18 protein-coding genes and 1 pseudogene are annotated in these 25,741 nt (G+C 32.5%); 15 read left to right on the forward strand and 4 right to left on the reverse strand.

The features are described from left to right. Positions 1-17: 17 nt before the first annotated feature. From CLV91_RS10830 to CLV91_RS10855, 6 genes are all read left to right on the forward strand, one after another. Positions 18-1,727: a phospho-sugar mutase gene (locus tag CLV91_RS10830; RefSeq protein ID WP_121067732.1), complete on the forward strand. Its 1,710-nt coding sequence runs from the start codon at positions 18-20 to the stop codon at positions 1,725-1,727. After that, positions 1,727-3,550: an ABC transporter ATP-binding protein gene (locus CLV91_RS10835; RefSeq protein WP_121067735.1), complete on the forward strand. Its 1,824-nt coding sequence runs from the start codon at positions 1,727-1,729 to the stop codon at positions 3,548-3,550. Before CLV91_RS10830 ends, CLV91_RS10835 begins: the two co-directional genes overlap by 1 nt. 52 nt (positions 3,551-3,602) lie before the next feature. Then, the gene (locus CLV91_RS10840; protein WP_121067738.1) at positions 3,603-3,905 is read left to right on the forward strand and encodes a hypothetical protein; all 303 of its coding nucleotides are present in this window, start codon (positions 3,603-3,605) and stop codon (positions 3,903-3,905) included. Between the two features lie 116 nt (positions 3,906-4,021). Beyond that, positions 4,022-4,564 carry an RNA polymerase sigma factor gene (locus CLV91_RS10845; RefSeq protein ID WP_121067741.1) on the forward strand — a complete coding sequence of 181 codons (543 nt, stop codon included), beginning with the start codon at positions 4,022-4,024 and terminating at the stop codon, positions 4,562-4,564. A gap of 33 nt (positions 4,565-4,597) precedes the next feature. Beyond that, entirely contained in the window at positions 4,598-5,116 is a 519-nt protein-coding gene (locus tag CLV91_RS10850) for a hypothetical protein (RefSeq protein WP_121067744.1), read from the forward strand. Then, positions 5,106-5,555 carry a hypothetical protein gene (locus CLV91_RS10855; protein WP_121067747.1) on the forward strand — a complete coding sequence of 150 codons (450 nt, stop codon included), beginning with the start codon at positions 5,106-5,108 and terminating at the stop codon, positions 5,553-5,555. Before CLV91_RS10850 ends, CLV91_RS10855 begins: the two co-directional genes overlap by 11 nt. A 35-nt stretch (positions 5,556-5,590) precedes the next feature. Here CLV91_RS10855 and CLV91_RS10860 read toward each other — a convergent pair whose 3' ends face one another. Then, positions 5,591-6,622 (reverse strand): WD40/YVTN/BNR-like repeat-containing protein, encoded by a 1,032-nt coding sequence (locus CLV91_RS10860; protein ID WP_121067750.1) that lies wholly within the window; start codon positions 6,620-6,622, stop codon positions 5,591-5,593. Between the two features lie 72 nt (positions 6,623-6,694). Between CLV91_RS10860 and CLV91_RS10865 the strand changes: the two genes are divergently transcribed. Beyond that, the gene (locus CLV91_RS10865; protein WP_121067753.1) at positions 6,695-7,906 is read left to right on the forward strand and encodes an RsmB/NOP family class I SAM-dependent RNA methyltransferase; all 1,212 of its coding nucleotides are present in this window, start codon (positions 6,695-6,697) and stop codon (positions 7,904-7,906) included. Positions 7,907-7,975: 69 nt separating this feature from the next. Here the strand turns inward: CLV91_RS10865 and CLV91_RS10870 are convergent, their stop codons facing one another. Further along, positions 7,976-8,407 carry a hypothetical protein gene (locus CLV91_RS10870; RefSeq protein ID WP_121067756.1) on the reverse strand — a complete coding sequence of 144 codons (432 nt, stop codon included), beginning with the start codon at positions 8,405-8,407 and terminating at the stop codon, positions 7,976-7,978. 191 nt (positions 8,408-8,598) lie between these two features. Between CLV91_RS10870 and purL the strand changes: the two genes are divergently transcribed. Further along, the gene (purL, locus tag CLV91_RS10875; RefSeq protein ID WP_121067759.1) at positions 8,599-12,291 is read left to right on the forward strand and encodes a phosphoribosylformylglycinamidine synthase; all 3,693 of its coding nucleotides are present in this window, start codon (positions 8,599-8,601) and stop codon (positions 12,289-12,291) included. Between the two features lie 70 nt (positions 12,292-12,361). On the opposite strand, the gene CLV91_RS10880 is transcribed toward purL, so the two are convergent. Beyond that, entirely contained in the window at positions 12,362-14,962 is a 2,601-nt protein-coding gene (locus CLV91_RS10880; RefSeq protein WP_121067762.1) for a T9SS type A sorting domain-containing protein, read from the reverse strand. 266 nt (positions 14,963-15,228) lie between these two features. Here CLV91_RS10880 and CLV91_RS10885 point away from each other — a divergent pair, with 266 nt between their 5' ends. The 7 genes from CLV91_RS10885 to CLV91_RS10915 all read left to right on the forward strand — a co-directional run bounded on the left by CLV91_RS10885 (position 15,229) and on the right by CLV91_RS10915 (position 25,256). After that, positions 15,229-17,001 carry an AMP-dependent synthetase/ligase gene (locus CLV91_RS10885; protein WP_121067764.1) on the forward strand — a complete coding sequence of 591 codons (1,773 nt, stop codon included), beginning with the start codon at positions 15,229-15,231 and terminating at the stop codon, positions 16,999-17,001. Positions 17,002-17,104: 103 nt separating this feature from the next. After that, the gene (locus tag CLV91_RS10890; protein WP_121067768.1) at positions 17,105-17,560 is read left to right on the forward strand and encodes a MarR family winged helix-turn-helix transcriptional regulator; all 456 of its coding nucleotides are present in this window, start codon (positions 17,105-17,107) and stop codon (positions 17,558-17,560) included. A gap of 10 nt (positions 17,561-17,570) precedes the next feature. Next, positions 17,571-19,976, forward strand: a complete 2,406-nt coding sequence (locus tag CLV91_RS10895; RefSeq protein ID WP_121067771.1) for a 3-hydroxyacyl-CoA dehydrogenase/enoyl-CoA hydratase family protein — start codon at positions 17,571-17,573, stop codon at positions 19,974-19,976. Positions 19,977-20,111: 135 nt separating this feature from the next. Further along, positions 20,112-21,302, forward strand: a complete 1,191-nt coding sequence (locus tag CLV91_RS10900; RefSeq protein WP_121067774.1) for an acetyl-CoA C-acyltransferase — start codon at positions 20,112-20,114, stop codon at positions 21,300-21,302. A 74-nt stretch (positions 21,303-21,376) separates the two neighbouring features. Next, a complete protein-coding gene (locus tag CLV91_RS10905; RefSeq protein ID WP_121067777.1) occupies positions 21,377-23,182 on the forward strand; it encodes an acyl-CoA dehydrogenase family protein in 1,806 nt (601 codons plus the stop codon). Positions 23,183-23,320: 138 nt separating this feature from the next. Then, complete coding sequence (locus tag CLV91_RS10910; protein WP_121067780.1) at positions 23,321-24,334, forward strand: DUF3829 domain-containing protein; 1,014 nt, start codon at positions 23,321-23,323, stop codon at positions 24,332-24,334. 133 nt (positions 24,335-24,467) lie between these two features. Beyond that, a complete protein-coding gene (locus CLV91_RS10915; protein WP_121067783.1) occupies positions 24,468-25,256 on the forward strand; it encodes a hypothetical protein in 789 nt (262 codons plus the stop codon). Positions 25,257-25,335: 79 nt separating this feature from the next. Here CLV91_RS10915 and CLV91_RS10920 read toward each other — a convergent pair. Beyond that, a pseudogene (locus tag CLV91_RS10920) lies at positions 25,336-25,704 on the reverse strand (glycoside hydrolase family 15 protein); the annotation flags it as partial. Positions 25,705-25,741 lie beyond the last annotated feature (37 nt).

Raw genomic sequence — 25,741 nt, forward strand, 5'->3', positions numbered from 1 at the left:
TAAAATTCTTACAAATTATGGATGCATATTTAAATACGGTAAAAACTTGGCAGTCAGATTTTTTTGATGCCGATACAAGAAAAGAAATAGAAGAATTACAAAACAATAATACCGAAGAACTTAAAGATAGATTCTATAAAAACTTAGAGTTTGGTACTGGTGGTATGCGTGGCGTAATGGGCGTAGGAACCAATAGAATTAATAAATACACCTTAGGAAAAAACACCCAAGGTTTATCTAACTACTTAAAAAAGGTATATGCTGGTGAAGATTTAAAAGTAGTTATAGCTTACGATTGCAGACATAATAGTGATACGCTTGCAAAAACTGTTGCTGAAGTTTTTTCTGCTAATGGAATTAAAGTTTTTCTTTTTTCTGAGTTAAGGACCACTCCTGCGCTTTCTTTTGCTGTTCGTGATTTAGATTGCCATGTAGGCATTGTTTTAACAGCTTCTCATAATCCTCCTGAATATAATGGTTATAAAGTATATTGGACAGATGGTGGACAAATAGTTCCTCCACAAGATGGAGCCATTATAAGCGAAATTAATAACTTAAACTTTGAAGATATTAAGTTTGATGCAAATCCAGATTTAATTGAACTTATTGATAAAGAAGCAGATGAATCTTTTATTTCTGCATCTGTAGCTAATGGTAATTTTAATGCTAAAGGAAAAGACGATTTTAAAATTGTTTTTACTTCGTTACACGGAACATCTATTACTGCAATTCCAGAAGTATTAAAAAGAGCTGGTTATAGCAACGTAACTATTATAGAAGAACAAGCAAAACCAGATGGTAATTTCCCAACGGTAGTTTCTCCTAACCCAGAAGAGCCAGAAGCTTTATCAATGGCAATAGCAAAAGCCGAAGAAATAGGTGCAGATATGGTTGTTGGGACAGACCCAGATAGTGACCGTTTAGGTATTGCCGTTCGTAATTTAGATGGTAAAATGGAAATCTTAAATGGTAACCAAACCATGATATTAATGACCAAATTTCTTTTAGACCAACGTAAAGCTAAAGGAATGAATGGTAATGAGTTTATTGGCTCTACTATTGTATCTACTCCTATGATGGGAAAACTAGCAGAAGGTTATGGCGTAGAATATAAAGTTGGTTTAACTGGCTTTAAATGGATTGCCAAAATGATAAAAGATTTCCCTAATCAAGATTTTGTTGGTGGTGGTGAAGAAAGTTTTGGATTTATGGTTGGCGATTTTGTTCGTGATAAAGATGCCGTTACCTCTACCCTATTAGCTTGTGAAATTGCTTCTAATGCAAAAGCAAATGGTAGTTCTTTTTACAAAGATTTAATTGACTGTTATGTTGATTTTGGATTCTATAAAGAAAAACTAATTTCTTTAACCAAAAAAGGAATTTCTGGTGCCGAAGAAATTAAACAAATGATGGTAGATTTTAAAGAAAACCCTGTAGCTACAATAGATGGCTCTAAAGTGGTAACGGTAGAAGATTATAATACCGCTACTTCTACCAATCTTGAAACTGGAAAAGTTACACCTATAGATATTCCTACTTCTAATGTATTAATTTACATTACAGAAGATGGTACAAAAATGGCAGCAAGACCTAGTGGAACAGAACCTAAAATAAAATTCTATTTTAGTATTAATACTACTCTAAACAAAGCAGAAGACTTTAAGACTGTAGATGCAGAATTAGAAGCAAAAATTAATCGTATAGTTAGCGAACTTAATTTAGGTTAATGGAGTATTTTAAAAAGATACTCCGCTTTGCCAAACCTTATAGGAGCTATGCAATACTAAATATTATATCTAATATTTTTTATGCGTTGTTTGCTACTTTGGCAATGGTTTCCTTATTCCCAATGTTATCTGTTATTTTTAAACAAACAGAAGCCATACATACAAAACCCCATTGGAAAGGTTTATTTAATGCAAAGGAGTATCTTTTTGATTATCTAAGTTATTTTGTTACCCAAAAAGCTGGTCAAGGAGAAAATGACGCTTTAATTTTTATGGTCGCCTTAGTAATTTCTATGTTTTTTCTTAAAAACTTATTTAATTACTTAGCCATGTATTTTATTACTTTCTTAAGGAATGGCGTCTTAAAAGACATTAGAAATGAGTTGTACAAAAAAACAGTAGAATTACCATTATCTTATTATTCTGAAAAAAGAAAAGGAGATACAATTGCTAGAATTACTACAGATGTTTTAGAGATTCAGCACTCCTTTCTTTCCATATTAGAATTGATTATTAGAGAGCCATTAACTATACTATTTACTATTATAGCAATGGTTTCCATTAGTGTAAAACTAACCATTTTTGTATTTATCTTTTTACCTATTTCTGGTTTTCTAATTTCACTATTAGGAAAATCTTTAAAAAGAAAATCGGACAAAGTACAACAAGAACAAGGAGCTTTTTTATCTATTCTAGAAGAAACTTTAGGTGGTTTACGGGTTATTAAAGCTTTTAATGCGGAAGAAAAATTTTCTAACATATTTAAACACTCTACTAAACGTTTTTTTAACTTTTCGAACACCTTATTAAACAGGCAAAATTTAGCTTCCCCAACAAGTGAGTTCTTTGGTATTGCAGCAATTGGTGTTATACTCTGGTTTGGTGGGCAAATGGTTTTAGTAGAAAAAACACTAAAACCTGAATTATTTATTGCATATATGGGATTAGCATATAATATTCTTACTCCAGCTAAAGCAATTAGCAAAGCATCTTATGGTGTTAAAAAAGGGAATGCTGCTGCAGAAAGAGTATTAGAAATATTGGAAACTAAAAATCCTATTTCTGAAATACCAAATGCTATAACTAAAGAAAATTTTAATACTGCTATTCAGTTAAATAACATCTCTTTTAAGTATGAAGAAGAATATGTACTTAAAGACTTTAACCTTACTGTAAACAAAGGAGAAACAGTTGCATTAGTAGGACAATCTGGTAGTGGAAAAAGTACCATTGCAAACCTAGTTACTCGTTTTTATGATGTTAATCAAGGTGCTATTACTATTGATGATGAAAACATTAAAAACCTAACTAAAAAATCGCTTCGTGGATTATTAGGATTGGTCACACAAGATTCTATATTATTTAATGATACTGTTAAAAATAATATTGGTCTAGGAAAAGAAAATGCTACCGAAGAAGAAATTATAGCAGCCGCTAAAATTGCAAATGCACATGATTTTATCTCAGAACTCCCTAATGGATATGAAACTAATATTGGAGATAGCGGTAACAAACTCAGTGGTGGACAAAAGCAACGTTTGTCCATTGCAAGAGCGGTATTAAAAAATCCGCCAATAATGGTTCTAGATGAAGCTACATCGGCCTTAGATACCGAAAGTGAACGCTTAGTTCAAGATGCTTTAGATAAAATGATGCAAAACAGAACTTCAATCGTAATTGCACACCGACTTTCCACTATTCAAAAGGCAGACAAAATTGTGGTGCTACAAAAAGGAGAAATTGTAGAGCAAGGTACGCATCAAGAACTTCTTGCTAAAAAAGGAGTATACAATAAACTTGTTGCTATGCAATCTTTAGGATAATCCCTCTAAATCTAAAAAAAGCCGCCTCGTAATGGCTTCAAAATTGTTATAAATGCTTAAAATAAATTCCTACGAAGAGTTTAAAGAGACCCTTAAAAACAAAAAACCTAATCAAGATTGGCCAGGATCCTTAAAATCTCTTTGGTACGATGCTAATGACAATTGGGAAGCTTCACATAATATTGCTCAAGATATGCACAACAAAATAGGAAGTTGGATTCACGCATACTTACATAGAAAAGAGGGGGATACATTTAATGCTAGTTACTGGTATCAACAAGCAGGAAAAACTTTCCCTACCTTAACTTTAGAAGAAGAACATCAATTCATGGTAGAGTTTGTTTTAAAAAAATAAATCCAGAGCTCTAAGAAAAATAGTATTTTCCTTTTTTTAAACTAAAAAAAACTCCTCCACCAAATTAAACCATTTACTACCTTTATAGTCATAGTATAGATCGTAAGTAAAAACTATTGCTAGAAGAACAAACCTTATTAGAAGATTTAAAGCAAACCGAAACCCAAACAAGGGCTTTCGAAACGCTCGTAAACACCTATAAAGAAAGGCTTTACTGGCATATCCGTGGTATTGTTTTAAATCATGATGATGCAGATGATGTTCTCCAGAATACTTTTATTAAAGTCTATAGAAACATTACTAATTTTAAAGGAGAAAGCAAGCTTTACTCCTGGATGTATAGAATTGCAACGAATGAATCTTTATCTTTTTTAAAATCGAAATCAAAAAAAATGGGAGTTAGTAACGTAGAGTTACAAGAAACACTACTAAATAATTTAGAATCTGATGTTTATTTTGAGGGTAATGAAATTCAATTAAAGTTGCAAAAGGCAATTGCTACATTACCGGAAAAACAAAAATTAGTATTTAATATGAAATATTTTCAGGAAATGAAGTACGAAGAAATATCAGAAATTTTAGAAACTTCTGTAGGAGCTTTAAAAGCTTCTTACCATCTTGCATCAAAAAAAATTGAAACGTATATAAAAGAAAATTAAACCTTTACAAAAAAAAGGAGTCTTATAAGTAACATGAAAAAAGTCAATAAAAATAGCGGATTTAAACTTCCTAAAAATTATCTGGAAAATTTTAATGATTCTCTGTTAGATAAAATTTCTTCACAAGAAGAAATAAAAATACCTAATAAAGAAGGTTTTACGGTACCCAAAGATTATTTTGACACTTTACATAAAAATATTTCAGATAAGTTAGAAGATACCCCTACAAAAGTAATTCCTCTAAAATCCTATAAAAAGTACTACTACTCTGCTATTGCCGCGGCAGCTATAATTTTACTCTTTGTTGGTATAAACTTAAATAAAACAACAAATTACAGTATAGAAGATATAGCAAATTCTGATATAGATGCATACATAGAATATACAGATTTAAACTTTTCTAGTTATGAAATTGCTGAAGTAGTTCCTGTAGATAATTTAGATATTACGGATATATTAGACGCTGGAATAAATGAAGAGAATATTATAGACTATTTAGAAGATGACCTAGATAGTTTTAACGAATTAAATTTAGACAGTTATGATTATTAAAAAAATAATATTTGTTGCTGTGCTATTAATTGCTACTAGCATTGTTGCACAACGCAAACCCGACCATGAAAAGATAAAAGCATTAAAAATTGCTTATTTAACAGAGAAGTTAGATTTAACTACCAATGAAGCGCAAAAATTTTGGCCTGTATATAATGCGCATGAAGAAAAAGTAGAGAAAATAAGAATGCAGCAAAGGTCAGAAATTCATGAAAAAATAAGAGAAATAGATAAATTGTCTGAAAAAGAGCTAAATAAGCTTTTAGAATTGGAAATTTCTTTAAATGAAAAAAAACATGCATTAGAAGAAAAGTTTATCCTAGATGTTAGAAAAGTAGTCTCGGCCAAAAAAACATTTATTATGCTACAATCTGAATATGGCTTTAAAAGAAAACTATTACATCAATATAGAAAAAAACATAAATCAGAAAATAAATAACGTACATAAAAAAAGGAGCAAATTGGCTCCATTTTTTATTTAAAACTTAATTTTGCGATTCTATTTTTCCCTGCAGCATAAGCAATAGAATCATTTACAAAGCGAAGTGTGTAAAAAGATTCATTAGATAGTTGTTGCCAACTTTCTCCTCTATTTTTAGAATAAGAAATTCCTGTAAAACCTATAGCAACAATTTCATTCCCATTAGAATTAGGAACAAATTGTACACAACTTTTATAGCCAGGGTCTTTATCATTGGCTACTAATTTCCATGTTTTACCACCATCTATTGTTATTGCTTTGTTACTAGTATTAGACTCTGGGCTAGTGTAATCTCCACCAATAGCAAATCCTATTTTATCATCATAAAAATCTAAAGAATAAATGCCTTGCGTAGGCTTTTTATCTATAATGGGAGTTGTTAAAACGCGCCAGTTAACTCCTTTATTTTCAGAATAATAAATCCTGCTATTTGTGGTAGCTATCCAAGCTTTATCTCCTTGAACTTCAATATTGGTATTACTTGCAGCAAAAGCTCCTTCCCCTTTTAATCCCTCTGGTAAATCTTCACAAGGAATTCTAGACCAACTCTCTCCTCCATCTCTTGTAATTAGTATAGAAATACAACCATTAGTACTATCTCCTACTGCAATTCCTTCTTTATCATTCCAAAAAGTCATTGCATCATAAAAAACACCTTCTCCTACTTCTTTATATACTAATTCCATTTTCCCTGCATCACCGGTTTTATATAACAAAGCTGGATTCGCTATAGAAAACATAAAAAAATCGGAATTTGTATGTGCAACAGACCTAAAATGAGGTTTCTTACCTTCAAAGTCTATTGTATTTAATCGTACTTTATTTGTCGCAAAATCTACAGAACCAAAAACACCTTTGTCTGCAGCAAAAGCTAAACTAGTACCCATAACCTCAATAGCTCTTATACTAACAGAATCTTCATATATGATAGCTGCTTGTACAGAAGAAAAAGGCGTTTTTTTCTTTTCTTGATTGCAGCCAAATAAAAGGGAAACAAATAGTAAAATTGGGAAAGAAAATTTCATGAAGATTAATTTTATCAAAAATAAGTCTATTCACTTCTAATGCAATACCTTTGCAGCCTTATTTTTTAAGTGATGAAATTACACAGAAATCTTGTTTTTGCAGTTATAGATGCGTTAAATTTAATTTTTAATGAAGACGAATATGCAGATAAAGTAGTACAAAAAGTTTTAAAGTTTGATAAACGTTGGGGTTCTCGAGACCGTGGTTTTATTGCAGAAACAACGTATGATATTGTTCGTTGGAAACGCCTGTACTCTGAAATTGCGGAAGTAAAAGCTCCGTATTCTAGACCCAACTTATTCCGTTTATTTGCGGTTTGGGCTATTCTTAGAGGTATAAAATTACCAGATTGGAAACAATTAGAACCAACACCAGAAAGAAAAATTAAAGGAAGGTTTGATGAACTTTCTAAAACAAGAAAATATAAAGAATCTATTCCAGATTGGATGGATGAGCTTTGTGAAAAGTCTTTAGGCGAAAAACTATGGAATAAAGAGGCTGCTGCTTTAAACCAGCAAGCTGATGTTATTCTTAGAGCAAACACCCTTAAAACTACAAAAGAAAAATTACGTAAAAATCTTTTAGATAATGGCATTGATACAGATGGCATAAAAGGATACACAAGTGCTTTAAAATTAGCAGAACGCGGAAATGTATTTACTAGTGATGCCTTTAAAAATGGTTGGTTTGAGGTTCAGGATGCTTCTTCGCAACTGGTATCAGAGTTTTTAGAGGTAAAACCAGGAATGCGTGTTGTAGATACATGTGCTGGCGCAGGAGGAAAAACATTGCATTTAGCTGCTCTAATGGAAAATAAAGGGCAATTAATTGCCTTAGATATTTATGCCAATAAATTAAAAGAATTAAAGCGTAGAGCAAAACGCGCAGGAGCACATAATATTGAACCCAGACATATAGAGTCTACCAAAGTAATTAAAAAGCTGTATGGATCAGCAGACCGTGTTTTAATTGATGCTCCTTGTACTGGTTTAGGAATTTTACGAAGAAACCCAGATGCTAAATGGAAATTACAACCAGAATTTGTAGATAAAATTATAGCAACTCAAAAAGAGATTATTCGAAGCTATAGCAAAATGGTAAAACCTGGAGGACAAATGGTTTATGCTACATGTTCTATTTTACCACAAGAAAACATAGACCAAGTAAAGTCCTTTTTAACATCGGAAGAAGGTAAAGACTTTGAACTCATAAAAGACAAAAAAATATTTGCCTCTACTAGTGGTTTTGATGGTTTTTACATGGCTCTCTTAAAAAAGAAATAATGCAATAGTTTAGCACAAAAAAAATCGGCTTTAGTAAAGCCGATTTTTTTATATATACCAATTTCAAAATTACAACCCTATTCTAACACTAGGGACATTAACTCCCACATTAGTTCTTACAACTGTAGTACGTCTTGGTTCACTTCTATAATGAGAACTATAATAAAATCTTGCATGACTATGATAATGAGGGCTGTGGTGGCAATGAGAATCGCAATATTCTGCATGTTCAGCATAAGCATCTCTTTTTCCTCTCATATAAGCTCTATATGCTTTTCGGTCTCTTTTCTTTAAGTTTTTTTCATAAGCTTTTTGATCTTCCCAAAACTCTTCTTCCTCTTCTACAGTAATTTTTGTAGACTGTTCATAAGCAGCATCTTCTTTTGCTCTTTGCTCATAATAAGATATTTTTTTATCCTTTGAAGTTTCCGTTTCTTGTGCCTTTACTGTATAAGATATTGTCATAATAAATACAGGCAATAAAAAATATACTTTTTTCATAATTTATAATTTTATATGCTATTGCAAAATTTATATCACGTTGCAATACAACCATAGAACAATTAGCAAATAAAATACCCTACTTTAAGTAATAAGAAATTAACAATTAGTACTAAAAACTGTTAACTATTCTTCTAAAAATTTACACTTAAAAAGTGTAAATTTGTCGCTTGTTAAACAAAAGAGCTACAATGATTCATTTTTTCGGGGATGCAACAAACAAAGTTTTTGCAGTACAAACTACCGCTGAACTTTCGGAAGAAACTACAAACAAATTAATATGGTTATTTGGTAACCAACCAAAAATAAACGCGGCGTCTCTAGACGCCTTTTTTATTGGCCCAAGAGCTGCTATGATTACTCCTTGGAGCACTAATGCCACAGAAATTACTCAGAATATGGGAATTACTGATGTAATTCGTATTGAAGAGTTTTATAGCGTTTCAAAAGATTTTACAGATTTTGACCCAATGCTTTCTCACAAATTTGAAAGCCTAGATCAAGAAATGTTTACCATAGATATTACCCCAGAACCTATTCTGGAAATTGATGATATTGCGGCATATAATACACAAGAAGGTTTAGCACTTAGTGATGAGGAAGTAACCTATTTAGAAAGTGTATCTCAGAAAATTGGAAGAAAATTAACCGATTCTGAAGTTTTTGGCTTTAGTCAAGTAAACTCAGAACACTGTCGTCATAAAATATTTAATGGCGATTTTGTTATTGATGGGGTACAAATGCCAACTTCTCTTTTTAAATTAATTAAAAAAACATCTCAAGAAAACCACAACGACATTGTTTCTGCTTATAAAGATAATGTTGCTTTTGTAAAAGGTCCTGAGGCGGTACAATTTGCACCAAAAACAGCAAATAAACCCGATTTTTATCAAGAAGAGAAATTCGATTCTGTAATTTCCTTAAAAGCAGAAACACATAACTTCCCAACCACTGTAGAACCTTTTAATGGTGCTGCAACAGGTGCTGGAGGAGAAATAAGAGACCGTTTAGCTGGTGGGCAAGGTTCCTTACCATTAGCAGGAACTGCGGTATATATGACCGCATATTCTCGATTAGAGAAAGATAGAAAATGGGAAAAAGGTTTAGCAGAACGTAAATGGTTATACCAAACTCCTATGGATATTTTAATAAAAGCATCGAACGGAGCATCGGACTTTGGGAATAAATTTGGACAACCATTAATTAATGGTTCTGTTCTTACATTTGAACATAAAGAAGAAGCTAATTCTAGCGATAATCCTCGTCGTTTAGGTTTTGATAAAGTTATTATGCAAGCTGGTGGTATTGGTTACGGGAAAGCGTCACAAGCTATTAAAGCAACCCCAGAAGAAGGAGACAAAATTGTTATTCTTGGTGGCGACAACTACCGTATTGGTATGGGTGGCGCAGCTGTTTCTAGTGCAGATACAGGTGAATTTAGTTCTGCCATAGAACTTAATGCAGTACAACGTTCTAATCCAGAAATGCAAAAACGTGCAGCAAATGCTATACGAGGTATGGTAGAGAGTGATGCTAACCTTATTGTATCTATCCATGATCATGGAGCTGGTGGACATTTAAATTGCCTTTCTGAACTAGTTGAAGAAACTGGCGGAAAAATAGATTTAGATAAATTACCAGTTGGTGACCCTACCCTTTCTGCAAAAGAAATTATAGGTAACGAATCTCAAGAACGTATGGGCTTAGTTATTGGTAAAGAAGATACAAGTTTACTTAAAGAAATTGCGGAACGTGAGCGTTCTCCTATGTACGAAGTTGGTGATGTTACAACAGATGACCGTTTCACTTTTGAATCGGGCACTACTGGTGAAAAACCTATGGACGTTGCACTTTCTGATATTTTTGGTAGCTCTCCTAAAACAGTTTTAACAGACAATACAGTTGCTCGTAATTACGATGCACCAGAATATAAATTAGAAAATTTTCACGATTATTTAGAGCAAGTTTTACAGTTAGAGGCTGTTGCTTCTAAAGATTGGTTAACAAATAAAGTAGACCGTTGTGTTGGTGGCCGTGTTGCAAAACAGCAATGTGCTGGACCTTTACAACTACCATTAAACAATTGTGGTGTTATGGCGCTAGATTTTAAAGGGAAAGAAGGAATTGCTACCTCTATGGGCCACTCTCCTATTTCTGCTTTAATAGACCCTGCTGCAGGTAGTAAAAATAGTATAACAGAAGCCCTAACAAACATTATTTGGGCTCCTTTAAAAGATGGACTACAATCCGTTTCTTTATCCGCTAACTGGATGTGGCCTTGTAAAAATGAAGGTGAAGATGCTCGTTTATACAAAGCTGTAGAAGCGGTTTCTGAATTCTCTATTGGATTAGGCATCAACGTACCAACAGGGAAAGATTCTCTTTCTATGAAGCAAAAATATAACGATGGCGATGTAATATCTCCTGGTACAGTAATTATTTCTGCTGCTGGTAATTGTAACGATATAACAAAAGTTGTAGAGCCTGTTTTACAAAAAAATGGTGGAGATATTTACTACATCAATCTATCTAAAGACAACTTTAAATTAGGTGGTTCTTCTTTTGCACAAATATTAAATACTATTGGTAATGAAGCTCCAACAGTTCATGATGCTGCCTATGTTAAAACAGTATTTAATACCATTCAAACTTTAATTAAAGAAGGACAAATACTTGCAGGTCACGATGTTGCCTCTGGTGGTTTAATTACTACGTTATTAGAATTATGTTTTGCAGATGTTAATCTGGGAGCTAAATTAGACCTCAGTAATTTAGGAGAACAAGACACTATTAAACTTCTTTTTTCTGAAAATGCTGGTGTTGTACTTCAAGCTAAAGATGCATCTATAGAGGCTGTTTTAAGTAATGCTAAAATCGATTTTAAAAAGATAGGAACTGTTTCTTCTGAAGCTACACTTACGATTAAAAACAGAGGCATGGAAATGGGATTAAATGTTAGTTCATTAAGAGATACATGGTTTAAAACATCGTATTTACTGGATGATAAGCAAACCGCAAATAACTTAGCTAAAGATCGCTACGACAATTATAAAAATCAAGCGTTACAGTATACATTCCCTAAAAATTTCACAGGAAAATTAAAAGATAGAGGCGCATTGAGCGGAGCCGAAATGAGGCCTAAAGCTGCTATTTTAAGGGAAAAAGGAAGTAATTCGGAACGAGAAATGGCAAATGCAATGTATTTAGCTGGATTTGATGTAAAAGATGTACACATGACTGACCTTATCTCTGGTCGTGAAACCTTAGAAGATATTCAATTCTTAGGAGCTGTTGGTGGCTTTTCTAACTCAGACGTATTAGGAAGTGCTAAAGGTTGGGCAGGAGCTATTAAATACAATGAAAAAGCAAATGCTGTAATAAAGAACTTCTTTGCTAGACCAGATACGCTTTCTGTTGGCATTTGTAATGGTTGCCAATTATTTATGGAATTAGATTTAATTAATCCAGAACATGAAACGCACGGTAGAATGGTACATAACGATTCTAATAAGCACGAGAGTAACTTTACATCCGTTAAAATTCAAGAAAATAACTCTATAATGTTATCCTCTTTAGCCGGGAATACTTTAGGCGTTTGGATATCGCATGGAGAAGGTAAATTTAACTTACCATACGGTGAAGATAAATATCAAATTGTAGCAAAATATGGTTACGAAGGATATCCAGCTAACCCTAACGGAAGTGATTTTAATACGGCTATGCTGTGTGATGCTACTGGACGACATTTAGTAACTATGCCGCACTTTGAGCGTTCTACATTCCCATGGAACTGGGCATACTACCCTACTGATAGACAAGATGAAGTTTCTCCTTGGTTAGAAGCTTTTGAGAATGCCTATAATTGGGCTGTATCACATAAATAATATAAAAAAAGGGTTCTAATTTCCTCACAAGAATTAGAACCCATTTACAACATTCACTAATCTAAAACCATTATCTAATAACCATTTTACCGCTCCACGTTTTATCATTTGTACTTGTAATCTTGTACAAATAAATTCCTGTTGGTAAGTTTCTTTTATAAACTACTATTTCATTTTGCCCTTGTTGCGTATCTCCTTTTAAGGTATGTGATGATAATAAATGCCCCCCTACAGTATAAATTTCAAAAGTATATTTCGCATCTTTTTCTTCGAAAAAATAAAGTGTAGCCTCTGTTTCTATAGGGTTAGGCATTAAAACTGCCTTTTTAGTATCGGCCAATACATACTCATACTTAGACTCCTCATTATTAAAATCTAAATTAGAAAGGTTTAAAGATTTCTCCTCTGTATTCCCATTATTAGTTTTTAATATAAAAGTTAAAACTTTTAGGCTAGAAAAATCTGCAACGTCTCCAGAACTATTTTTAAATACCTCATCTGGCATTGTAAATATTTGACTTTCTTCTTCTAATTGTACTTCTGAAATATATTCTTCGCCATTACCCTTTTGTAATTTCACTTCTAAAGTTCCCGTACCAGAAGCTTCAAAAGACAAGTTTTTATATTCCGATAAATCTACAGCAAGGAACCTAGGACTAAACGCTCTATACACTCCTATATAGTCTTTTGTAGAACCAGATAATTTTATATTTCTCTCTACTCTAAAACCATCACCCGTATACGGAATTTCATTCTGTAACACTTCGTAAGTATTCATCATTGTTCCATTTCCAGAATCATCTAATCCCCAAGGAGCATCAGCTACAAATAAATCATCTGGGGTATCTCCGTTACTATTTTCTATTCTAAATCCAAAATCGAATAAAGAACCTGTATTTACAGCTACAGAATCTATATAACCATCTATAGAAGCTTGTAAACTCATAGAAGTAGTTTCTCCTGTTTCGGTTCTTTTTAAACCACCATCCATAAAAATTTCCTTGGTATTGTTGTTATTTACAACATGCATATTAATTTTTCCATTTTTATAACTAGCAGACTTTACAAACACTGGTGGCGGTGTAGAGCCAGTATAATCTGTGATTTCTGCATTTGCTTCTAACAAGTCTAATATTTCTTCTCCTAAGGAAACTAAATCATCTATAGAATTAGACCAAACCTGGAAGTTATAGTACATTGTGTTATCTTCATATTTATCTATATTCCAGTGAGATTCTATTACAAATTTTTGATTTTCATCTAATCTTGCAGAAAAAGTTAATGCAAATTCTATGTTTCCGTCTGCTTGTTTAATTCTAGATTTTATAAAATCCTTTTCTCTAATTTGAATAGTAGATACGGATAATAATTCAGCACCTAAGAAACGATCACAAATAAATTTACTGTGCTCGTACACTTTATTATCTGTTTTAATAACCATTAATGCACTAACTGTCTCCGTATCTTTTAAATAATCTACAGAGTAAATATCCGATGCATTTGTTAACTCTAGCAAATCTGCAGGAGAAGACTCTATAGTGCTCGTCTCCCCAACAATACCTAATGGCACTAAGCTATTTAATGGTATTTCCGAAGGGGAAGTTTTACTACTCTTTTTATAATTAATAGTTTTCTTAACCTTCTTAGCCAACAACTTATCAAACTTATAATTTGTTTTAGCTCTATTATAGTTTCTCTTAATAATTAAATTTGCTAGTCTATCATTACTTTCTAACCCACCAGTATTACCTCCAGAAGTTATTGTAATTACAGGACAAGCACTAACGCCAGAACAAGAAGGGTCATCACAATCTACCAGGCCATCGCCATCATCGTCAATACCATTTATACAATCTTCTTGTGGCACAGGAGCCGTTGGGCAACGTGCACCATCATTACTAGATGCTGCAGGACCAAAAGCAAAAATATTGGAAAACATTATTCCATTAACAACACTCTGAACTTCATTTATTTTATATACAGAACCCGTTTGGTTTGCAGAGATGTAAAAGTTACCATCTACATCAAAATAAACTGCACCAAAAGCATAATTAAGACCCTTAAGAATTGGCACTTCACCCAAATCTGTAACCACACCAGTATCTGGATCAATACGGTAAAGGTGATTAGAGTTTCTTTCTACAGTATATAATTTATTATCTGCAGCATTAAAAGCCCAATCTGCTATTGATAGATTTTTACTTAACGTAAATTCTCCTAGGTATTGTAGATATGTTTCTGAATCTGGATTTAAATCTATTTTATAAAAGGAAGTTCCGCCTCCTTTAAAGTAATAAATACCATCTATAGAAATATCTCCAACATATTTATTATTTGTAGTTAATTCTGGGAAAGTATATTGTTGTACTTGAAAATCTTTTCCAATACGAACTATAGTTTTTTGCGGACTAGATAAATACCCCCATATATAACCATCTGTAGAATTATACCCCACTCCATTAACATTACCTGGTGTTACATTTTCGGCAACTAAATAGGAACTTCCAGATGCTAAGTCTAATGCATATATATCATTATACTGAAATAAATAAGCATTAAAATCACATAAAAAAGGTTCTGATTGTGCACGAGCATTAAAGCTTAATAATAAGGTAAACAGCATTAATGCTATATTCTTTGTAAAAGATTTAGAGAAGTAGTTTTTTTCCATTTTAAAAGATTTGGGTTAATCAATTTTAAATAAATGTATTTAAAAACATATAAGATTTTTCTTACATTTAGATGAATGTTGTATATAACTAGATTAAAACCGTTTTATTGTAGATGAATGGAAAAACTCGATAAAAACAAATTTAAATGTATAATACCTATGTTAAAATTTAACAATTATTAAAAAAATAGCATTAATTTTAGCAATCTCATTTTAGAATACAACTTCCTTTTCTTATTTTGCAAATTCTCACTCAAAATTTTTATATGCATAAAGTTACCCGTCTCTTTGATTTTCCTTATTATCAATTAGAAAAATTTAATTTAAAAAAATCTTTAGTTTCTAAACAAAATGGAAAATGGATTTTTACATCTACTCAAGATTATATAGATAAAGCAAATGCCATTAGTAGAGGTCTTTTGCGTTTAGGAATAAAACCTAATGACAAAATTGCCGTAATATCTATGACCAATAGAACGGAGTGGAATATTATAGATGTAGGTGTATTACAATTAGGCGCTCAAAATGTTCCAATATACCCAACAATTTCTGAAGAAGACTATGCCTTTGTTTTAAATCATTCCGAAGCAAAATATTGTTTTGTTTCTTGTGATGAAGTACTTAGTAAAGTTAAAGCTGTTAAAAAAGATACACCACACTTAAAAGAAGTGTATTCTTTTGATGATTTATCAGATTGTAAGAGTTGGAATGAAGTTTTATCGCTTGGAGAAGACGCTAGTAACCAAAATGAAGTAGAAGATTTAAAAAATATTGTTAAACCAGAAGATTTAGCAACATTAATATATACTTCTGGTACAACTGGCCAACCTAAAGGTGTAATGTTATCGCATAATAATCTAGTTAGTAATGCTATAGCAAGTTCTGAAAGATTCCCTATAGAAGATGGTAATACGGTTTCTCTTAGCTTTTTACCTTTATGCCATGTGTACGAGCGTATGCTTATTTATTTATACCAATATAGAGGTGTAACTATATATTATGCAGAAGCAATGGATAAGATTAGTGATAATCTAAAAGAAGCTAAACCACATGTAATGACAGCTGTTCCTAGATTACTAGAAAAAGTATACGATGGCATAATAGCTAAAGGAACACAATTAACAGGTATTAAAAAGAAGTTATTCTTCTGGGCTGTAGACTTAGGGTTAAAATACGAACCTTACGGACAAAACGGATGGTGGTATGAAAGAAAGTTAAAAATAGCCAGAAAACTAATTTTTAGTAAGTGGAAAGAAGCCTTAGGAGGCAACTTATCTCTCATTGCGTCTGGTAGTGCTGCACTACAACCTAGGTTATCTAGAGTGTTTAATGCTGCAGAATTTGGTGTTATGGAAGGCTACGGTTTAACAGAAACCTCTCCTGTTGTATCTGTAAACGATATGCGTGAAAAAGGATTTAAAATAGGCACTGTAGGCAAATTAATAGCACAAACAGAAGTTAAAATTGCAGAAGACGGAGAAATTTGTGTTAAAGGCCCTCAAGTAATGATGGGGTATTATAAAGACAAAGAAAAAACAGACACTGTAATTAAAGATGGCTATTTTCATACTGGAGATATTGGAGAAATAGATACAAAAGGATTTTTAAAAATTACGGACCGTAAAAAAGAAATGTTTAAAACATCTGGTGGTAAATATGTTGCGCCACAATTATTAGAAAACAGGTTTAAGCAGTCTCGCTTTATAGAACAAATAATGGTGGTTGGCGAAGGTGAAAAAATGCCTGCTGCACTTATACAACCAAATTTTGAATTTTTAGAAGAATGGGGAAAAAGACAAGGTATGGCTCTAAGCAACCCTCAAGAAATTGCTACTAACCCAAAAGTTATTGCCAGAATTCAAGAAGAAGTAGATTTAGCAAATGAAGATTTTGCTAAATGGGAAAAAGTTAAACAATTTAGACTAACGCCAGAAATATGGAGTATAGATGGCGGCCATGTAACCCCTACCCTTAAGCTTAAACGTAAAATTATTAAAGAAAAATACCTTTCTTTATATAATGACATATATGGGCGATAATAAAAACACCTAAATAAATTTAAATATTATATTTTTTTGCAATTTACTATGCATGCATAGTAAATTTTTCATATATTTGTTTGCCACCACAAAGAAACCATGTATGAAGGAACTTACTATAGATTATGCTCTAAGAGCCACTTGGCAAGCTGTAGCAAGAATGTATAATGAAGAAGCAAAAGAGTTTGAAACTACTATGGCTATTGGTTTTACTTTATTAAGTATAGATCCAAAAACAGGAACTCCTTCTACAGCTTTAGGTCCAAAAATGGGTATGGAAGCCACTAGTCTTTCTAGAATACTTAAAAGTATGCAAGTTAAAGGACTCATAGAACGCAAACCAAACCCAAATGATGGTAGAGGTGTATTAATACATTTAACAGAGTTTGGATTAGAAAAAAGAGTAGACTCAAAAAACGTAGTATTAATTTTTAACGAAGCTGTTAAAAAAAATGTTACTCCGGAACAGTTAAAAAACTTTTTTGAAGTTACAGAAACCATTAACAAGCTTATCGCAGACAAAAAAGTGTATACTAAAGATAATAACATTAATAAATAATAGTAATTTAATGAACAAGCATATTAATAAAGTTGCCGTCATTGGTTCTGGTATAATGGGAAGCGGAATAGCATGCCATTTTGCCAATATTGGAGTAGAAGTTTTGTTATTAGATATTGTTCCTAGAGAACTAAGTGATAAAGAAAAAGCAAAAGGACTTACTCTAGAAGATAAAGTAGTAAGAAATCGTTTGGTAAATAACTCGCTTACTACATCATTAAAATCGAAACCTTCACCTATATATAATCAGAAATTTGCTAGTAGAATTACTACTGGTAACTTAGAAGATGATATTGCTAAAATTGCTAAGGTAGATTGGATTATAGAAGTTGTTGTAGAACGTTTAGATATTAAAAAAATGGTTTTCGAGAATATCGAAAAGCATAGAACCCCCGGAACCTTAATATCTTCAAACACTTCAGGTATTCCAATCAAGTTTATGAGTGAAGGCCGTAGTGATGATTTTCAAAAACATTTCTGCGGAACTCACTTCTTTAATCCTGCACGTTACTTAAAATTATTCGAAATAATTCCAGGACCTAAAACTTCCCCTGAAGTATTAGACTTCTTAAACGGATACGGAGAACAATTTTTAGGAAAAACATCCGTAGTAGCAAAAGATACTCCTGCTTTTATTGGTAACCGTATTGGTATTTTTAGTATTCAAAGTTTATTCCATTCGGTTAAAGAATTAGGGATGACGGTTGAAGAGGTAGATAAATTAACTGGTCCAGTAATAGGAAGACCAAAATCTGCCACTTTTAGAACTGTAGATGTTGTTGGTTTAGACACCCTTGTTCATGTTGCTAATGGTATACACGAAAATTGTAAAGAAGATGAACGTTTAGATTTATTTAAACTTCCAGATTTTATTGATACCATGATGAAAAACAAGTGGTTAGGAAGTAAATCTGGCCAAGGGTTTTACAAAAAAGTAAAAGGCGATAAAGGGAAAAGTGAAATACTGACTTTAGATTTAGACACGATGGATTATCGTGCTAAAAAAAGAGCAAAATTTGCTACCCTAGAACTTACAAAGACCATAGATAAAGTAGTAGACAGGTTTTCTGTGCTTACTGCAGGAAAAGATAAAGCTGGAGAATTTTACAGAAAGAGCTTTGGAGCTTTATTTGCTTATGTTTCGCATAGAATTCCTGAGATTACAGAAGAACTTTATAAGATAGATGATGCTATGAAAGCTGGTTTTGGTTGGGAACATGGTCCTTTCCAAATCTGGGATGCAGTTACTTTAGAAAAAGGAATAGAATTTGCAAAAGCAGAAGGTTTAGAAATTGCCTCATGGATTACAGATATGCAAGCTGCTGGAGTAACTAGTTTTTACTCTGTAAAAGACGGCGCTACATATTTCTACGACATTCCTTCTAAAACTATGAAAAAAGTACCTGGACAAGATGCTTTTATCATTCTAGATAACATTAGAAAAACTAAAGAAGTATTTAAAAACAGTGGTGTTGTAATTGAAGATTTAGGAGATGGTATTCTTAATGTGGAATTCCAGTCTAAGATGAATACTATTGGCGGCGATGTTTTAGCCGGCCTTAATAAAGGAATAGATTTAGCCGAAAAAGATTTTCAAGGTTTAGTAGTTGGTAACCAAGCAGCAAATTTCTCTGTAGGTGCTAATATTGGAATGATTTTTATGATGGCCGTAGAACAAGAGTACGATGAGCTAAATATGGCCATTAAAATGTTCCAAGATACTATGATGCGTATGCGCTACTCCTCTATTCCAACTGTATCTGCTCCGCATGGCATGACACTTGGAGGTGGTTGCGAGCTTTCACTTCATGCAGACAAAGTGGTTGCTGCAGCGGAAACGTACATTGGTTTAGTAGAATTTGGTGTAGGCGTTATTCCTGGTGGTGGTGGTTCTAAAGAATTTGCTGTTAGAGCGTCAGACTTATTTAGCAAAGGAGATGTAGAACTAAATGTTCTTCAAGAATACTTCTTAACTATTGGTATGGCAAAAGTATCTACCTCTGCATATGAAGCGTATGATTTAGGTATTCTTCAAAAAGGAAAAGATATTGTTGTAGTAAACAAAGACCGCCAAATAGCAACGGCAAAAGCACATGCTAAATTAATGGCCGAGACTGGTTACACTAGACCTGTAAAGCGCAAAGACATTAAAGTTCTAGGAAAACAAGCTCTTGGGATGTTCTTAGTAGGAACAGATTCTATGGAAGCTAGCCACTATATAAGTGAGCACGACAAGAAAATTGCAAATAAATTAGCTTACGTAATGGCTGGTGGCGATTTATCGGAACCCACAAGAGTAAACGAACAATACTTATTAGATTTAGAAAGAGAAGCTTTCTTATCCTTATGTACAGAACGTAAAACGTTAGAGCGTATTCAACATATGTTGAAAACAGGTAAACCATTAAGAAACTAAAGTTTCTAGTATTAAGTAGTCAGTACAAAGCATAAAAGTAACTGACATATAATAGAATTAAGATATAAAAATTGAAATTCAAAATCATTAAGTGCTAAGTACTATCTACTTATTACTTAATACTAAAAAATAAAAATGAAACAAGCATATATAGTTAAAGCTTATAGAACCGCAGTAGGTAAAGCACCTAAAGGCGTGTTCCGTTTTAAAAGAACAGATGAACTAGCAGCAGAAACCATCGAGTATATGATGAAGGAGTTGCCAGATTTTGATAAAAAACGTATTGATGATGTTATTGTAGGTAATGCTATGCCAGAAGGCTCTCAAGGACTAAATATGGCTAGACTTATTTCTTTAATGGGACTAGATATCGTAGATGTTCCTGGTGTAACAGTAAACCGTTTTTGTTCTTCGGGAATAGAAACTATTGGTATAGCTACGGCAAAAATACAGGCAGGAATGGCCGATTGTATTATTGCTGGTGGTGCAGAAAGTATGAGCTCTGTTCCTATGACCGGTAATAAACCAGAACTAAACTACGATTTAGTAAAGGCTGGTCATGAGGATTATTACTGGGGAATGGGGAATACTGCAGAGGCTGTAGCAAATCAATTTAAAGTTTCTAGAGAAGACCAAGACGAGTTTGCTTACAACTCTCACATGAAAGCTTTAAAAGCACAAGCAGAAGACCGCTTTCAAGACCAAATTGTACCCATTGATGTAGAACAAGTGTATGTAGATGAGAATGGAAAAAAAGCATCAAAAAAATATACGGTAACTAAAGATGAAGGACCTAGAAAAGGAACATCAAAAGAAGTTTTAGGAAAATTACGAGCGGTTTTTGCTGCTGGTGGTAGCGTAACTGCAGGTAATTCTTCGCAAATGAGTGATGGTGCTGCCTTTGTAATGGTAATGAGTGAAGATATGGTTAAAGAATTAAATCTAGAACCTATTGCTCGTTTAGTTAATTATGCTGCAGCTGGTGTTGAGCCTCGAATAATGGGAATTGGACCTGTTAAAGCTATTCCAAAAGCGTTAAAACAAGCAGGTTTAAAACAAAATGATGTTGAGTTAATAGAACTTAATGAAGCTTTTGCATCGCAATCTTTAGCCGTAATGAGAGAATTAAATCTAAACCAAGACATTGTAAATGTTAATGGTGGCGCAATTGCATTAGGCCACCCTTTAGGTTGTACAGGAGCAAAACTATCCGTTCAGTTATTTGATGAAATGCGTAAACGTAACATGCAAGGAAAATACGGTATGGTAACCATGTGCGTTGGAACAGGACAAGGAGCTGCCGGGATTTTTGAATTTCTTTCTTAAAAAGAGAGAAGAGAATTTAGAACAAAGACTATCATCTGTGCAAAACAGAGGCATAATTATAAGAAATTAAAAATATGGCAACAGAAGAAAAAGAATTACTTAGAGGAGGACAATTCCTTGTTAAAGAAACAAAATGCGAAGATGTTTTTACGTTAGAAGATTTAACCGAAGAACATAAAATGATGCGGGATAGCACCAAAGAATTTGTAGATAGAGAACTTTGGGCACATTGGGAACGTTTTGAGAAAAAAGACTATGCTTATACGGAAGAAACTATGCGTAAAGCTGGGGAACTTGGCTTATTAAGTATTGCAGTTCCCCAAGCTTATGGTGGTATGGGTATGGGCTTTGTATCTACCATGTTGGTTTGTGATTATATTTCTGGTGCAACAGGTTCTTTTAGTACTGCTTTTGGTGCACATACAGGAATTGGCACAATGCCTATTACTCTTTATGGTACCGAAGAACAAAAACAAAAATATGTTCCAAAATTAGCTTCTGGTGAATGGTTTGGGGCATATTGTTTAACAGAGCCTGGTGCAGGTTCTGATGCTAACTCCGGAAAAACTAAAGCCGTTTTATCTGAAGATGGAAAACACTATAGTATTTCTGGTCAAAAAATGTGGATATCTAATGCAGGTTTTTGCAGCGTATTTATTGTTTTTGCTAGAATAGAGGATGATAAAAATATTACTGGTTTTATTGTAGAAAATGACCCTAGCAACGGAATTACTTTAGGAGACGAAGAGAAAAAATTAGGAATACACTCCTCCTCTACTCGTCAAGTTTTCTTTAATGAAACTAAAGTTCCTGTAGAAAATATGCTTTCTACTAGAGGAAACGGATTTAAAATTGCAATGAATGCTCTTAATGTAGGCCGTATTAAATTAGCAGCAGCTTGTTTAGATGCCCAACGTAGGGTAATTGGCGAAGCTACCAACTACGCCAATGAACGTTTGCAATTTAAAACTCCTATTATGAACTTTGGAGCTATTAAAGCTAAAATTGCAAATATGGCTACGAATTGCTACGCTGGCGAATCTGCTAGTTACAGAGCTGCTAAAAATATTGAAGATAGAATTGCCTTAAGAGAAGCTGCAGGTAACACGCACCAAGAAGCAGAACTTAAAGGTGTTGAAGAATATGCTATTGAATGTTCTATTCTTAAAGTAGCGGTTTCTGAAGATGTACAAAACTGTACCGACGAAGGAATTCAGATATTTGGCGGTATGGGCTTCTCTGCAGATACTCCTATGGAATCCGCTTGGAGAGATGCTAGAATATCTCGTATTTATGAAGGTACAAACGAGATTAACAGAATGTTAGCTGTAGGAATGCTTGTTAAAAAAGCAATGAAAGGACATGTAGATTTATTAGGACCAGCTACTGCAGTTGGCGAAGAATTAATGGGAATACCTTCTTTTGACGCCCCAGATTTTTCCGAATTATTTGCAGAAGAAAAAGATTTAATAAAAAGATTAAAGAAAGTATTCTTAATGGTCGCAGGTTCTGCGGTTCAAAAATTTGGTCCAGAATTAGAAAACCACCAACAATTAATGCTATCTGCTTCCGATATTTTAATTGAAATTTATATGGCAGAATCTACCATATTAAGAACAGAGAAAAATGTAAAACGATCTAGTGAAGATGCACAAGCAATACAAATTGCAATGTCTAAATTATATTTATACACTGCTGTAGATACAATTGTTCAAAAAGGAAAAGAAGCTGTTGTTTCTTTTGCAGAAGGTGATGAACAACGTATGATGCTTATGGGGCTTAAACGTTTTACAAAATATACTAATCAACCTAACGTAGTAGCTTTACGCACACAAATTGCGGATAAAGTAGCTGCAGATAATGGTTATACCTTTAGCTAATTCAAATAGAAAACTGTGGTTTTCAAATAGAAGAAAAAACGCTCCAAATTGGAGCGTTTTTTTGTTTTTAACGGAAAACAGTGATATAAAATTGATTTTGGCATTGTATTTTTGAACAACCATTAAAGTAAAATAAAAATGAAAGACCTAACAAACACATTAATTATTTGCCTAATAGTAATTGCAATTTATTCTTGTGGAGACACCAAAAAAGCCAATTCTAAAGAGCATGAGACTACGACAGAAACATCTTTTAATGCTGATGAAGAAAAACAAGCGTTTATAAACAAGTATAACGCATATGTAGCTGTATGGAATAAGGTCTCTCCTAGAGTAGAGAGTTCTTACAAGTCAATTTATAATACTATTAATGATAAAAATGGTAACCCTTTAAAAGAACAACAAAACTATTATATAACAACTATTAAAGAAAGTATTGTTATAAAAAACCTCAACAAAATTATGAATGAGGAACCAAAAATTGAGGAATTAGATGCTCTTGGCCCAAAACTTGTTGCTTCTTATAATGAATTAATAGTACCTCTTCAAGAACTCTCCGATTACTATAAGCTACAATCTTATAAAGATGATGATTTTAAAAAAGCATCCGAACTTTATTTTAAAGTAAGAAAACCATTAACAGAATTTCTTCAAGCAAGTGACAACTTAGGGGCTGCTGTACAAATAATTGACAACAAAATGTCTATTGAAGCTTTAGCTGAGTATAAAGAAAATAATAAAATGTTACTTTACAATAAAGGAATGATTATTCAAAGTATTAAAAAAAGTATTACTCCTTTGTACAACATTACTTTTGATGAATACCAATCTATTAATGTAGAAGATTTTAAAAGTAACCTTAAAGAAGCCGCAAAACATTACACCGAATTTAAAAAGCTAGCGAATAATAAAGAAACAGTTAAAGATGAGTTAAATATTTCTAGGCCCTCTCCTTTTTTAATGTATTATAGATCTATAGACGATTATATTAAAACCGCCAGAGGTTTTGTTGAAATTCTTGAAGATTCTAAAAAATATGAAAAAATTAAAAAACAATTACAGTATATGAAACTAAACCCAACTATTGACAGTCATGAAAAATTATTAAAAAAAGCCGAAAGTGTAATTAATTTTTCGAATAGTTTAAATTAATTTTTTTTAAAACAAAAAAGTTCTCTTTTACAATTAATTGCCGTTCTATATTTGGAGCGGTTTTTTTTTTCACTGTAAACAGGGTAATATTTTCTTTTTTTATTACCTAATTTAAAACTAAATATAGTATACAATGAAAAAGAATAATAAAATAAATAAATATATCTTTAAAATAAGTATAGTTGTAATACTTATAGCTTTATTATATCTATTTCTTACCCCTTATAAAACCAAATTCTCACAAAAAAAAGAAAATGAAAATGAAGAAAACTCCATAGTCCAAGAATATTTTGATTTTGGCAATATTTCGGATAGCGTTTATTGCAATAATTTTTTTAAATTTAAAATCTCCATTCCTAAAGGGTTTGAAGGTGCTTATAAGAAATATGATTATGTAAATAAAAGCCTACTTGAGAGAGACTCTATCCCTATTATTTCTAGACTAGCAAAAGATGTAGAAAACTGTAATTTATTAATTTTAGAACCTGAACTTATTGAAATTGATTTTTTTCAAAATTTCATAGAAACTGGTACTTCTGAAGCTTGGAGAAATTATAGCTCTAAAAAAAGCAAAAGAGATTTAAATGGTCCTGATTGTCAAATAGCTATACGTGCACATAATCTTTCTGGAAATCCATTGGGTGCTTACACTAGTAAATTTGAAAATTTACATAATCCAGATTATGGAGATATTCAAACAAAAAAAATTTCTGGTGTCCTGTTTAATGAATATCACGGAATAGAATCACAAGGTGATGTTCCGCAAAAAACTTTTTTTATGCTAATGGGGGGAGAAAACAAAAAAATTATTTCTTACAACACTAAAATTAATAGTTTTGCTTTTAGCATAGATTTATTCTATACTACAGAAAAGCAAAAGAAACTACTTTTAGAAATTGTTGACAACATATCTTTCTTTTAGTAGAAAATAAAATTATCCTAAATACATAAGTATATAGGACTCTTTTTAATTAATTCAATTTCTTCTTATTGTAGCTTCTCTAAAATCTTTTGCACATCATTCTTTTAGAAAACAAAATAGCACATTCTATCATTGCTAAATGTGAGTATGCTTGTGGGAAATTCCCAAGTAACCTTTTGGTTTTAAAATCTATTTACATACTAAACAAACCAAGGTCATTACTATAACCCAGAAGTTTCTAAAATAAAGCTAAAGCTTTTTCTTCCTCCCCTATTTTGAATAAACTATTTATAAACCAGAATGTACAAATAGTGAAAGAAGAAGATGATAATCCAAAATCATCTTCATTTTTATATCTATATAACAAACCATCATTACTAAGCTCCTTTTCTATAGCTTTTACAGTACTCACAAACTTAGGGTCTTTTGCTTCTATAAAACAATAAGAAAAACTCTTAAAAGATTACTCTAAATAACCAATATTG

Origin of the sequence: Maribacter vaceletii, assembly GCF_003634105.1 — a bacterium.
Classification (GTDB): domain Bacteria; phylum Bacteroidota; class Bacteroidia; order Flavobacteriales; family Flavobacteriaceae; genus Maribacter_B; species Maribacter_B vaceletii.